Annotated in this window: 9 protein-coding genes; 6 read left to right on the forward strand and 3 right to left on the reverse strand. The window is 40.8% G+C overall.

All coding sequences use genetic code 11. The features are described from left to right. The first annotated feature begins 16 nt into the window (after positions 1-16). Positions 17-1,036, forward strand: coding sequence for a S66 peptidase family protein (locus A0J48_RS11910; RefSeq protein WP_200323309.1), 1,020 nt, complete (start codon positions 17-19; stop codon positions 1,034-1,036). 76 nt (positions 1,037-1,112) lie between these two features. Beyond that, on the forward strand, positions 1,113-2,699 hold the full coding sequence (gene lysS / locus A0J48_RS11915) for a lysine--tRNA ligase (protein ID WP_200323310.1): 1,587 nt from the start codon (positions 1,113-1,115) through the stop codon (positions 2,697-2,699). Positions 2,700-2,838: 139 nt separating this feature from the next. On the opposite strand, the gene A0J48_RS11920 is transcribed toward lysS, so the two are convergent. Together A0J48_RS11920 and A0J48_RS11925 are read right to left on the reverse strand one after the other, a co-directional pair. After that, entirely contained in the window at positions 2,839-3,990 is a 1,152-nt protein-coding gene (locus tag A0J48_RS11920) for a hypothetical protein (RefSeq protein ID WP_200323312.1), read from the reverse strand. A gap of 367 nt (positions 3,991-4,357) precedes the next feature. Then, positions 4,358-6,175 (reverse strand): ABC transporter ATP-binding protein, encoded by a 1,818-nt coding sequence (locus A0J48_RS11925; RefSeq protein WP_200323314.1) that lies wholly within the window; start codon positions 6,173-6,175, stop codon positions 4,358-4,360. Between the two features lie 726 nt (positions 6,176-6,901). Here A0J48_RS11925 and A0J48_RS11930 point away from each other — a divergent pair. The 4 genes from A0J48_RS11930 (at position 6,902) to A0J48_RS11945 (ending at position 10,943) form a co-directional block, all read left to right on the forward strand. Then, positions 6,902-7,276, forward strand: a complete 375-nt coding sequence (locus A0J48_RS11930) for a hypothetical protein (RefSeq protein ID WP_200323316.1) — start codon at positions 6,902-6,904, stop codon at positions 7,274-7,276. Between the two features lie 223 nt (positions 7,277-7,499). Then, on the forward strand, positions 7,500-8,633 hold the full coding sequence (locus A0J48_RS11935) for a TOMM precursor leader peptide-binding protein (RefSeq protein ID WP_200323318.1): 1,134 nt from the start codon (positions 7,500-7,502) through the stop codon (positions 8,631-8,633). A 146-nt stretch (positions 8,634-8,779) separates the two neighbouring features. Continuing rightward, positions 8,780-10,117, forward strand: coding sequence for a YcaO-like family protein (locus A0J48_RS11940; RefSeq protein WP_325078712.1), 1,338 nt, complete (start codon positions 8,780-8,782; stop codon positions 10,115-10,117). Between the two features lie 91 nt (positions 10,118-10,208). Further along, entirely contained in the window at positions 10,209-10,943 is a 735-nt protein-coding gene (locus A0J48_RS11945) for a SagB/ThcOx family dehydrogenase (RefSeq protein ID WP_200323322.1), read from the forward strand. 423 nt (positions 10,944-11,366) lie between these two features. Here the strand turns inward: A0J48_RS11945 and A0J48_RS11950 are convergent, their stop codons facing one another. Further along, positions 11,367-12,563, reverse strand: a complete 1,197-nt coding sequence (locus tag A0J48_RS11950) for an IS110 family transposase (RefSeq protein ID WP_200323324.1) — start codon at positions 12,561-12,563, stop codon at positions 11,367-11,369. Positions 12,564-12,853 lie beyond the last annotated feature (290 nt).

Consider the following 12,853-nt stretch of genomic DNA (forward strand, 5'->3'; position numbering starts at 1 on the left):
TAACTCTCTATCCCCCATGACCCTCAACCGTCGTCAATTTCTCACCACCCTAGGACTAACAACCATAGCCACCCAAATTCCCCCAGCCATCGCCCAAAATCAAATTTCACCACTTACCAATATTAAACCACCACGTCTACAAATCGGCGATACTATAGGTTTAATTTCCCCAGCGGGTATTATTGAACTTAAAGATATCGAAGATGCCAAACAAACCTTGACAAAATTAGGTTTCAAAATCAAAACAGGCGCACATATTTTAGACCGGGATGGATATTTAGCTGGAACAGATATCAACCGCGCCCAAGATATTCATACCATGTTTGCTGATAAATCTGTCAAAGCAATTATCGCTATGCGTGGCGGTTGGGGATGTAATCGGATTTTGCCTTTACTTAATTATCCTCTCATCCGTTCCCATCCTAAAATTATTATCGGCTATAGTGACATTACTTCTTTATTATTAGCTATTAATGCCCGTAGCCGATTAATTACTTTTCATGGTGCAGTTGCCACTTCTAGCTGGAATGAATTTACTATTGATTACTGGCAACGTATCTTATTTAATGCTGAAACATTAACCATGCAAAACACTTCCAGCGATGAAGGTAAAATAGAAATAATTACACCAGGAAAAGCGCAAGGAAAATTAATTGGTGGTAACTTATCAGTTTTAGCTGCGATGGTAGGTTCACCTTATTTACCATCATGGAATAAAAGTATTTTATTTTTAGAAGATATTGGTGAAGATATTTATCGTTTAGACAGAATGTTAACTCAGTTAAAAAATGCTGGTATTCTCAATCAAATTTCCGGCTTTATATTTGGACAATGTACAAATTGTCAACCTTCAGAAAAGCAATCATTTACTTTAATGCAAATATTACAACAGCATATCCAGCCATTAGCTATTCCTGCTTGGTATGGTTCAATGATTGGTCATATCAAAGATAAATTTACGATACCAGTAGGGTTAGAAGTAGAAATAGACGCTGAAAATGGCACAATTAAAATGTTAGAATCGGCTGTGATTTAAAGTTTTATAGAAAGCAACTAGCTATTGGGTAAATGCTTACGGTAGAATAGAGGGATTGTGAAAAGATATATGGCAAATGTTTTGGGCTGATAAAATCGCTGCTGATGCACAAGGCTTCCAGGTAGTTAATGATTCCAAGACTCCATCAGGTAGAGTCCACGTCGGGTCATTGCGGGGTGTGGTTATCCATGACGTTATTTACCGTGCCTTGAAACACGCAGGTAAGCCCGTGAAATTCATGTACGGTGTGGATGACTACGACGCACTGGATACCGTACCTAAATACTTAGACCAGGAAAAATTTGCGCCCTATTTGGGTTTTCCCCTGTGTAATGTTCCTTCACCTGGTGATGGTGCAAGTGATTACGCTAAGTATTTCATTGGCGAATTTTTTGAAGTTTTCGAGTATTTAGGAATTAAACCAGAAACTTATTTTTTACGTGATTTATATCGTTCTGGAAAACTTAATTCCCATATCGACACTTTCTTAAAAAATGCTCACCTTGTGAGAGAAGCATATAAAGAGGTAAGTAAAGCAGACCGCCCTAATAACTGGTATCCTTTTCAAGTTATTTGTGAAAATTGTGGCAAAATTGCTACCACAGAAGTTACAGACTACAACGGCTCAGAGGTATTTTACACCTGTAAACCTGATGGCGCTAACTATGTTAAAGGTTGTGGTCATTCTGGTTGGGTTTCTCCCTTTAATGGCAATGGTAAATTACCCTGGAAAGTTGAATGGGTAGCGAAGTGGGAAGTTGTCGGTGTAACTATTGAAATGGCAGGTAAAGACCACTCTCAAAAAGGTGGTTCGAGAGATGTAGCTAACGCTATCTGTCGTAAAGTTTTACAAAAGCAACCACCATTCCATTCTCCCTATGAATTTATTCTCGTCAATGGCACGAAAATGAGTTCATCGAAAGGTGTAGGTTCTAGTGCTAAAGAAATTGCTGATTTATTACCACCTGAGTTATTACGCTTTTTAATGTTGCGGACTCAGCCAAGAACAGTAATTAACTTTGCCCCCAATTATGAAACCATCACCCGTTTATTCCGAGATTACGATACTTTAATTAATAAGTATCAAGGCAATTCTTCAGAATTAACTGAGGAATTAATGCCCTTATTCTACGCCCAGTTAGGCGATGAAGTTAAACCATTCCAACCATTTGATTTTAGTACGCTAATTTCTTTGTTGCAAGTTCCCCGCTTGAATATTCAGGAAGAAGTGGTACAACGCAGTTCACAACCTTTAACCGAGTACGACCAGCAAATTGTTAATCAAAGAATTGCCTCTGCTCAAAAATGGTTACAAGACTACGCAGATGAGGAAGAAAAGTTAGTTCTCTATTTAGAACAAGTACCAGAAAAAGCAAACGATTTAACAGCAGAACAAATTGCCTATTTGCAAAAATTGATCGAGAATTTGCAGAATATTTCCAATTGGGAAGCAGAAGAATTGCAAACTTTGATTTTTTCAACCACCAAAGAATTGCAGATTCCCCAAGCAAATGCGTTTAAAGCTTTGTATCTATCCTTCTTAAATAAAGAACGTGGACCAAAAGCCGGCGGTTTGTTTTCTTATTTAGAGAAATCTTTTGTAATTTCTCGACTGCAAGAAGTTGTAGATTTGAACCAGTCTAAACAAACGGTTGAAGTTTAATTACTTGTTCCCTGTCTCTGACAGGGAATAAAGTGGATGAGGCTCTGCCTCATAATGATTGATATTAACAGAAGTCAGAGCCTTTTGATTGCATTCCCAGCTAGAAACTGGGAACGAGGGACTCCTCCTATACAAATTCCTAAGCTACCCAATTCCAAATAGTAAAGTTAAACGCATACCAAAATAGCAAGATTGTAAACCAAATAAACACAAAATATTTCCAACTTTTCTGCTGAGAAAACAACAAACCTAATGCCAAAGAGAGCGATACAAGACCATAAGCATAACGGTTGATAGAAGACAAAGCGCCAGAGAATATAATCATTAACAAATAGCAAAAACCGTATACTACAGCCACCTTACTAAGCTGGTGGCGGTAATACCACAACAAATAGCCGCCCCCAAAAACCATAACAACTTTAATCAAACCATCTTTACCCACTAATAGAGCTTCTAGAAATATATCCCACCAACTCGGTTGTCCCCATGCTTTTTGTACATGAATAAATGCTAAGGGATCTGCAAAACTAAAAGCGCAATATACAGAGAATAACAATAACCCCACAGATACAAATAGACCTGCCGTATAGGCACTCAGTGATCTCCGTTCCATCCATGCTACGATCATAAACGTGGGTAGTAATGTAATCCCTGTAGCCCGCGTCGCACTAGCCAAAGAGCCAAAAATAGCAGCCCAGACATACTGACGATGCTCAAATGCTCGTAAAGCTGCCGTAGTCAAAAATAAAAATAATCCTTCCGTATAAATTACTGTGCCATATAAAGAAAAAGGACACCAAGCCATCACCGCAACTACCCATCTGGCAACATTACTACCATGACGTTCTTTTGCCCAATCATACACAAGCAACAGCGCACCAAGAAAAGAAAAGTTATTGACCAGTGTTCCCGCTACCTCAAACGACAAGCCAAACATCATCAGCCCGCGAATGATTAACGGAAATAAAGGATAAAAAGCAACAGAATGCTGATTTCCATCATCAAGATAGTTATAACCTTCAATTGCAATTTGCCGATACCATTTACCATCCCAATGGGAGAAAAGTTCCCAACTGAGTTGAGGAAAAAAATCAGGAGAATAGCCTAGTGGATATGGAGGTTGCCAATATAGAGGAACAGGCGATTTATATATTAAAGGAGCAACAATTTGCATTGCAACTATAATCACAAGCCTGCTCAAAAGCCACATCAAAATTACAAAAACATACCCATTAACTTTAAACCTATTATCTTTTTCAACTATAGTTTTTCCAGAATCTTGTTTACTCATCACACTAAAAATTAATAACCGTGAGTTCAAAACAACTAAAAAATGACAAGAATCAAAAACAGTAAATCTTGATATTTTTTAGTAGAATATCATACTTATAGGCATTCCCATTCAAGTGAGGTACAAGCAGTAATAATTGAACGCAGATGGACGCAGATAAACGCAGATAACTTTGTACTTCATTAGACTGGAAAACGCTATATAACCTTTCATTTTTGACCATAAAATACATCAAACTTATCGAAGTTATCTCCTATCGTGTGTGCAGTTGTCATCTAAAACCTGTTCAATTTTTCTCCCTCCTCCTCCATAAAAACTCCGCGAACCTCTGCGATATCCTCCGCGTTCCTCTGCGTTTAAAAACTCATCAATCAACAACTCCATACTGCTGCACCTGCATATTCCACAAGGCCGTATATTCACCTCCAAACTGTAAAAGTTCCTGATGAGTACCATCCTCAATTAAACAACCATCTTTAAGGACTAAAATGCGGTCAGCCATCCGCACAGAAGCTAATCTGTGGGTAATAACAATAGTAGTCTTACCCTCCGCTAACTCAATAAAGCGCCGATATAAATCACATTCACTGCGGGGGTCAAGTGCAGCAGTTGGTTCATCCAGAAGTAATAATTGAGCATCTTTGCGGACAAAAGCACGAGCTAGAGCTAACTTTTGCCATTGACCTCCAGAAAGTTCTGTACCACCAAACTGTTTACCCAGTGGTGTTTCCTCCCTGGCGGGAAAATCATTAACTAATTTGACGATATCGGCTTTTTCAACCGCATATCTGAGAATTTCTGGACGTTCCAACGCCGCTAAATTTCCTAAAGCGATATTTTCTCCCAGAGTGAGCGCATAGTGACCAAAATCTTGAAAAACTCCGGCAATTTGCTGCCGCCACTGCTGTAAATTGAGATTTTTTAAATCTGTACCATCAACTATAATTCGTCCTTCCGTGGGATCATAAAGCCTAGTTAACAGTTTAACTAAAGTGGTTTTACCTGCCCCATTTTCTCCGACAATAGCTACTGTTTGACCTGGGTAAAGAGTAAAGGAAATATTTTGCAGGGCTAGTCTACCATCTGGGTAGGAAAAATCAACTTTCTCAAAAGTAATACCGGAACGAATGGGAGTTGGTATTTTCTCACCTGGTATGCTGAGTAGCATTGGGGTGGGAGTATCGAGAAAATTGAAAAATTGCTGCATATAAAGAATATTTTGAAACAAATATAACCAATGTGCGACAAATCTTTCCAGATTAGTTTGGAAGTAAGTTAATGACTGGACAAACAAAAGCACACTTCCAGGACTAAACTCTCCTCTAAAAGCCTTCTGTACCACCCAGTAAAAAGCAAAACCATTGCCTAATGTACTGAGAATAGCTAAACTAGATGACCAAAATGCTTGCTTTCCCCGCAGATGACGCATTGTTTGATGTAAAGACTCAAATGCTTGCAGGTAACGCTCCATAAAAAACGAACCTAGTTGAAATAACCTCACTTCTTTAGCATGGGTATCAGTCAGCATCACGGAAGTGTAATATTCCATTCTCCGAGCTTGAGGACTGTTTTCAAATAAAGTTAACCAAATAGCTTTGCCATATTGGGAAGAAACCACTATCTGAGGTATAGTTGCGATCGCAATCACTATTGGTATCCAAACAGCTAAGGGAATCAATAGCCCGACTATGACTATCAAAGTCACAAAAGATCGACTTAATTCCACCAAATTCTCTAATAAATTCAACGGCTTATAGCTAACTTGTTCTTGGAGAATTTGTAGCTCATCATAGAACTGAGAATCTTCAAATCTGCTCAGGTCTGAAAAAGTATCAGCTTTCCGCATTAACAATAAACTAATGTGTGCCGTTAACTTATCATTGAGATTTCCTTGAAGTGCGAATACCCAAGGATACAGCAGAGTTTCTAATAACAAAGCTCCCACCCATCCTGCTACCAAAGGGGCAAGAATGGAAAAACTTAATTCTCTACCAGAAGTTAAGGCTTCTGCCACAGTATCTACTACTAATTTAGTAATCCAAACACTGATAGCAGGAAGAAAACCCTGTAATAAGGTGACAACAATCAGAAAAAACATTTCCTGTGGTGCTGCTTTCCATAACAAAGGCAGAGAACGAAATAAAGCTCTAGAGTAATCTTCAAACCAAAATCTTAAATTGCTCATCAATTCCACCTAATTGGTTATGCTGTGGTCAGCATTCAGCTTTTTAAAGGTTTTTCTCAAGTAAACTATTTGATACTCTACGTATTTATCAAATATTATGAATGCTGACTATTGAATTCTTACGATATGATAGCTATTCCCGACTTAGTATTACTACTTCCCTAAAGTCATAACCATAAAGTAATAGAAATATGATGGAAAATCATCTATAAGCAATAATTAAAATTTGTTGCAACCGTCAAATTACTTTCAATTATCCGTTGTTAGTATCATTATTACGGTTTAAAAAACCTGTGTTATGCGCTATCACGATAAAAACAATACTACTTAAGAAAGAAGCAAAATCTAAAGTAAAAGATATTCTTGTAGAAGTTAGAACAGCAAAAAAGATACGATTGGCGACGCTAATATTAACAAATTTTTTTCTCAAAGACAAGGTTTTAGGGAAGATAAATAAAATCTGAAATTTTCACACAATTATCAGACAGTTATCTTAACCTTTTGTGGACTAATCAGACTCTGAATAAAAGTCTCACTGCTGTTTGTTTAAGTTTGATTTTCTCGTCATTTGGTAAACACGATCATTTCCATACCTATGATTCATTGAAAACTGGTTGATCGTGGGAATTTTAGACCGACTCAAAAACATCAACCTAGCTGTTCACAAATGCAAATGTTTTCTTTGTGGACAGGTAGAAATGTTGAATTAACAAGGAGTAAGTCACCATGCTTGCAGAAAAAACACTGACCCAACCAAAACTGGAAATGCGTTTGGCAGACAAAGCAGACAAACTAGAAAAACTGTTGTTGTCTGAAGAGGAAATAGCAGCTTTAGAAAAATTAGCAATGTCAGAAGACTTGGAATCTGAAACTACCCAAAGATGGTTTGCTAATTGCTTTGGATGCGGTGGATGTGGTGGATGTAGAGGCTGTTTTGGATGCGGTGGATGCGGATGCCGTGGATGTGGATGTGGTGGATGCCGTGGATGTGGTGGATGCGGATGCCGTGGATGTGGTGGATGTGGTGGATGCAGATTTAGTAGTACCGAAACCGGATCTGGTGTGATTGATGAGAGTGAAGAATACGGATTTGGACACTAAATGACTGTCAATAAGGGAGTGTAGGGATGTAAGGGTGTAGGGGTGTAGAGGTGTAGAGGTGTAGAGGTGTAGAGGTGTAGGGGTGTAAGGGTTTTCCTGTTCTCGACCTTGATTTTTCTATCACTCACTTTACCCCTTTGTCCAAACCTTTAATTTAAGGACTTTTCCTCCCCCTGCTCCCTGCTCCCCATCACCTCATCACCCTTTTATCAAACAAAAGCCTATGAAATTAAACGATGGTAAGCGGCTACGTCTACTAGAACACGCTGTTATTCACGTGATGCCGCCAGATTGCAATGGTGAAGAAACAATGATATTCAATACAACACGGCGATCGCTCACAGTTAAGGGTCAAGCACTGCACGATGTGGAAAACATTGTCTTACCTTTACTAGACGGAACTCGCACAATAGGAGAAATCCGGGCTGTAATTGGTGAAACTTTGACAGATTCTTCACTCAATCAATGTTTAGAGTTTTTGCTGGACAATCGCTTAGTAGAGGAGTTTTTAGAAGATACAGTTGATTTAGATAGTCGTGCCTATTTACTTCCGCAAATTAGTCTTTATCACGAATTAGGCTTTCAGCAAAAAGATGTTCTCAAGCACTTAGCTAATGCCAGAATTGCTATTTTTGGACTTGCAGGTTCAGGTCTGGTAGCAGCAATTAATTTAGCTACAGCTGGCATCGGTTTTCTCCGTCTGTGCGATGATGCTTGCACACAGCCATCTGATTCCCGGATGATGTCAGGCTCTGTAGGTCATAAAATCGGTGCTTTTCGAGGTGTGGAAGCGGCTAGACAGATTGAGGAAATCGCCTCAATTACCCAAACTGAAATTATCACAGATCCTTTGACTAACGACGAAACAGTAAATCCTTTGCTGGATGACGTTGATTTAGTCATTGTGGCCACTGATGCAGTATCAGTTAATCTAGCCTATCGCCTGAACAGACTATGCCTGAAGATGCAGCGTCCATTGCTACCTGGTGGGGCGGCTGGTATTGAAGGAACTGTCGGTCCACTAGTCTTTACCAAGGATGGGCCTTGCTATCTTTGCTATCGGATGCGTTCTATGGCCTGTTCCAAATTGCCAGATGTGGAATTTGCAATTGAGCAGTTTCTCGACCGGGAAAGGCGTTCTCAACCACGGTTGCGAGAAAATTTACCGATATGCCAAATGTTAGTTGGTAGTTACCTAGCACTTGAAGCGGTGAAAATGTTGCTGGGTTTACCCATCGCCACCGACGGTAAATTATTGCATATAGACTTGCTCGGCACAAAACTAACTCATAACGTTGTGCTGAAAAAACCTGGGTGTCCCCATTGTTCAGCAAAACAGGTGACAGGTAACAGGTGACAGGTGACAGGTGACAGGTGACAGGTAACAGGTGACAGGTGACAGGTGACAGGTAACAGGTGACAGGTGACAGGTGACAGGTGACAGTGTAAAAACTTGGAACTCAGCACTCAGCACTCAGCACTGTTATGACAGGAGAAAACACTGTGAACAAAGCAATTACGCAGAGCGTAGCGCCAGGGGCGAACGCAAGTCCACGTTGGCGGGATTTAGTCAGCCCCCATACGGGAATCATCAGAGCCATAGAAAGATTTACTAAGCCTTATACAGAGTTTGATTTGCCAGTTTTATGGCAAGCCGAATTATCTAATTTTCAGCTTCGCAAACAACAGGAGGACTTGCGTTACGGTGTGGGCAGGGGTATGACTGATGAGCAAGCAATTTTCGGTGCTGTTGGCGAAGCTATAGAAAGATACTGTGGCGGTATTGTTGATCATGGGCGGTTAATTTTCAGTAGCTATGCCGAATTAGATCATCGCGCCGTCCCGCCTCCTGCTTTTTTCTCTTTTTCTGATCAACAATACTCTGACCCAACTTTTCCTTTTCCTGCTTTCGACCCCACAACGCAGACTTCATGGATGCCAGCCCTTTCTCTGAGCAGCAACCAACAGGTTTTAGTACCAGCTTTTTTGGTGTATTTGGACTGGGACGGTGAGCAACCAGGAGATTATATTTTACCTGTCAATTCCAATGGCATGGCTAGTGGCCCTACTCTAGAGTTTGCTACCTACAGTGGCCTATGTGAATTGATTGAACGTGATGCTTTCATCATTACATGGTTAAACCGCTTACCTGCTCCCCGTATCTATTTCACTCATCGACCAGGAATTGAGACGGAAATTGCCCGTCACTATGCTCGGTTTGGCATTGAGCTAGTTACCTTTGATTTAACTACGGATATTCAAGTCCCTGTTGTCATGGCGATGTTAATTGACCGTTCGGGCAAAAGTCCGGCGGTTGCAACTGGTTTAGGATGCCATCTGGATGGAGCAACTGCCTTACGGAAAGCGATTTTTGAAGTTTGTCAAGCCCGTTTTGGTGACATAGAACGCATGAAAGGTGGTGCTGGTGCAAATCTCCATCAATATAGTGATATTAAATATTTGGATGACCACAATGCTTTCTTCTACACAACGGCTCGGCTTTGTGAGTTGAGTTTCCTATTTGACCATGATCAAAGCCGCAAGACTGAAGATTTACCTACTTATGAATCTCAGTCTGAGGTGGAGAAATTGCAATCAGTAATTACAAGACTGCATTCTGTAGGCGCTGAACCATATTTAGTAGAGATTACAACCCCTGATATCGCCTCCCTAGGTTTCCGAGTAGTGCGGATTTTAGCCAGTGAACTAGTGCCTATATATTTTGGCTATGGACAAGAACCACTGGGTACTCGACGGTTATTTGAAGTGCCAGAAAGGTTGGGTTATGGCGGCCGACGGACTCCAGATGACCTCAATCCTTGCCCACATCCTATGGCTTAATAAACGCAAGGGAGCAGGGGTGCAGGAGAAATATTAATACTTTTTACCCAAAATCCAAAATCCAAAATCCAAAATCCAAAATTGTATCGCCATGTATAAAGTTAACGAGCCGCTGGAGTTAGCTCTTTTATATCATTTGAACTCTCCAGTTCCTAAAAGTTATGTAAAGCGTGTTTCGGCTACTGAACTTCGGTATATGCCGGAGGCTGCTTTTCTGGAACTGCCCCAAGCGCCACATAATAATCATGTGAGTGAGCTTTTGGAACGGCGTTCTTCTGTGCGATCGTTTGCAAATAAGGTCATGCCGCTAATTTCATTGGCTCAACTTCTTGATGCAGGATGTGGACTTAATGGGTTACGTCACATGGATGGTTACACCTATGAAGCTCGTAACTCTCCGTCTGCGGGGGGACTTTATCCGATAGAGATTTTTGTATCCACCCAAGCAGTGGAAGGTTTAACTGCGGGACTATATCACTATGAACCACGTGGTCATGGGCTACATCGAGTCAGTGACGCAGTACCAACGGATTTTATAGAACCTTTTTTACAGCAAGATTACATTGTAAATGCCAATGCTCTGTTCTTTTTCACATCGGTTTTTATGCGATCGATGTGCAAATACGGGGCGCGTGGCTATCGCTTTGCCCTTTTGGAAGCTGGTCATCAAGCTGAAAATATATGTCTAATGGCTGTCCAATTGGGGCTTGGCAGTCTTTGTATAGGTGGATTTAATGACACAGATGTGAACACCATGTTGGGGATTGATGGGAAACATCATGCTGCTCTTTACTGTGTCGCTGTCGGTACTGATAGTAGTCAGTGAGGGCAGGAGTGTGGGATGTGGGAGATGGGGAGCAGGGGGAGAATAAGGGACTTCCAAATAAAAAAATATCCACTCGTTGAGTAAGCAGGGGACGCAGGGGACGCAGGGGAGGAAAAATTTTTCGCTATCAAAATTGGATAATTTAATTTCTGGAAGTCCCTAATGTATTTCTTTGACCTACTGCTTCTTAACTTCAGCTATTAATAGGTGACTACATCTAGCTGATTGATACTATTAATTTGGGTAATTGAACTATAGTTCCAGACGCTTTCAAACACTAATTTTTCTTCACGTTTTTTCTGGGAATCATAGCTAATTTCCGTGACAAATTTTAGGTCTGATTTCGGTAAATCAATGTTACCTAGTCGCAGTTTATTAAATTCTATTACCTCTGGGGTTAAGAAGTATTTGTTTCCTTTCAGTCTAAAACTTTTCTGCTTCTTTCCTGACCTCAATCAGCATTTTGAACAGCAGTTTTACAGCTTTTACTGCTACCCTCATTCTCACCAGTGCTACTGGTTTACCAGCAGCTTTTTCAGCATCAAGGAACTCACCCAAACTTTTGACAGTGGGATTAGAACGACGGCGGGCGGGTTCGACTGCACTAAATACCCACTGCCAAATCGCACGACGACATACAGCACTTCCACCAGAAACCTTGAGTTTGGAAATATCTCCACTAGATTCCTGAGTAGGTGCAAGTCCTAGAGCTTTTTGAAACCTTCTCAAACTCAAGTAACGCTTGGTAGGTTTACCAGACTTTCTACCCTTACGAATTTTGACTACAGGTTTACCATCATCCCCCAAGAAATTTTCTAGGGGGAAAATTTGACTAATGATTGTGGCTTGTAGGCGATCGCCAAAGTTGAATTTCTGGAAAACCTCACGGTAGGTTATAAACTTCTCATGATTCAGGAGTTGAGCCAATTCATCCTCAATTAACTGTTCCTCACGCTGCAAGCTACAGATGCGCTGCGCGTGAAATTTAACCGAATCAGTTAAACCAAGTCCAGCAGTCTGGGAATAAATGCGATCGTACTTCTTACTCTCTCTTTCCCCTGCCAGCCACCCCCAAAGTAGGGGGACGTTTCCAGAAACACCACGCTGAGAATTGACTAACGCCACTTCTGGAAACTGCCAAGCTAAATCCTGTCTGGCCCGGTTAATAATTGGTGACTGGACTTTACTGAGGTGGTTAAGCCTGAGAATCAGTTCTCGAATTCTGGAAACCACCGGGTCAAGAACCCTAACAAACCTACCCAACTCACCACAGTAATCAAAGTAATAACAGGCCAATGCTAGAGAATCAGCATCATCATCCTTGTCAGGTAGTTGCAGATGATTTTCACGATATCGCCGTAATTCCTTGTGACCTACCAACCTAATCTCTACACCAACACGACTCAGATGTTCTACCCAAAATTTACTATAGTTAACACCAGTCGGCTCTAAAACAGCTACATCTGGTTTGAGTGCCAGTAAACTTGATATACCCTTTTGATTGTTCTGGAAAGATTGGAACCTACAGTCATAATAAAATTCCCTAACATCACTCGGTTTGCTTTCCAGTAAGCAGCACGAAACCGAGGATTTAGAGACATCTAAACCCACAATTCTCATATAATTTGTAAAGGGTGTGAACTAATTACGCTTAAGAATCACCCGAAGGCCAGAAATTAATCAGCCTGATTCAGTCTCAAAGCAGCAAAAGTAACCAAGCTTATGAAAGGAAAAAAGCCATTACAGCTTATTTCTTGGTCAAAGCCTTAAGTTACTTTGCTGGTTGCAAGATTGGTTTGGACCCAATCCGCGACACACCAAGGGGTGTGTTTCGGCTACCGGGTCTAAGCAGCCATCATCAGGCGGTTACATATAGTGTTCATCATCCTCATCCTCACCTTCGTAGCAGG

The organism is Sphaerospermopsis aphanizomenoides BCCUSP55 (genome assembly GCF_001586785.1).
In the GTDB taxonomy this organism is placed as follows: Bacteria; Cyanobacteriota; Cyanobacteriia; order Cyanobacteriales; family Nostocaceae; genus Sphaerospermopsis_A; species Sphaerospermopsis_A aphanizomenoides_A.